Source organism: Acinetobacter sp. GW821-FHT09D10, assembly GCF_059416285.1.
Window position 1 is genome coordinate 197,009 of sequence record NZ_JBWKOW010000004.1, and the last position, 1,141, is coordinate 198,149.

Annotated in this window: 1 protein-coding gene and 1 tRNA gene; both read right to left on the reverse strand. The window is 28.8% G+C overall.

Annotation, left to right across the window (positions count from 1 at the left end; translation table 11 throughout):
* Positions 1-323: 323 nt before the first annotated feature.
* Entirely contained in the window at positions 324-533 is a 210-nt protein-coding gene (locus tag AC07M3_RS11695; protein WP_003650775.1) for a cold-shock protein, read from the reverse strand.
* A gap of 458 nt (positions 534-991) precedes the next feature.
* A tRNA-Trp gene (locus AC07M3_RS11700) sits at positions 992-1,065 on the reverse strand.
* Positions 1,066-1,141: the final 76 nt, after the last annotated feature.

A 1,141-nucleotide genomic window follows, 5' to 3' on the forward strand; every position in this document is an offset into this window, starting at 1 on the left:
AGAGATAAGAGATAAGAGATAAGAGATAAGAGATAAGAGATAAGAGATAAGAGATAAGAGATAAGAGATAAGAGATAAGAGATAAGAGATAAGAGATAAGAGATAAGAGATAAGAGATAAGAGATAAGAGATAAGAGATAAGAGATAAGAGATAAGAGATAAGAGATAAGAGATAAGAGATATTATTAGACTTACATACTGGATATAAAATAAAAAGCCCTCTTATAGAAGGCTTTTATAGCATTTAAAAGAACAACAGAATTTCTTTTAAACGACTAAAATAAAAAAAAGCACTAAAAAGTGCTTTTTTTCTTACTGAAATATTATTGTGGAATAATATTTACAGCATTTGGGCCTTTTTGCCCTTGAGTAACAGTAAACGTTACACGTTGACCTTCGTGCAAAGTTTTGAAACCTGAACCAGAAATTTCTTTGAAGTGAGCAAACACATCTGGACCATTATCTTGTTGAATGAAACCGAAACCTTTAGTTTCGTTAAACCATTTTACTGTACCACTTACTGTATTAGACATGATATATCCTACTGATTTCTAATATTTTAGTATCATTTAATAATGACACTAACATAACTTTGAAAAAAGAATAACAAATTGAGTTAAGATCTTAAAAAACGAAGGATTATGACTAAAACTACGATACTTTAAAGAAGATTTACTAACAAGACTTTTTTCTAGTTAAGAGCATGATACATGAAATAAATTTCTATTCAAGCTTTTTATGAAAAAAAATTTATAAATTATAATAAAAAACAGAAAAACAATAACTTAACAGAGTAGCTAAAAAATTAGTATATTCCCTACTTAACCAACACCTTACGTCTGATTAGATAAAATATCGAGGAACAGAAAGATAACTATTTATAACTTATCAAGTGGCAGATGAAAATATGAACGGAAACTTGAAATAATTTAAGCTTTAAAAATTCAGACAATAAAAAAACTCCTAAAAAGGAGCTTCATTTTTAAATCATTGGCAGAGGATCAAGGACTCGAACCTTGACGAACGGTTTTGGAGACCGTCATGCTACCATTACACCAATCCTCTATGTTTATGATTAAATAACTAATGATTTAATCATAAAAAAAGCAAGAACATCGTCTTGCTTCCTTTAATGGTGGGG

Bases quoted from the DNA above. Each gene is read 5' to 3' on its own strand.
- AC07M3_RS11695 (WP_003650775.1), bottom strand. From the start codon at position 533: ATGTCTAATACAGTAAGTGGTACAGTAAAATGGTTTAACGAAACTAAA.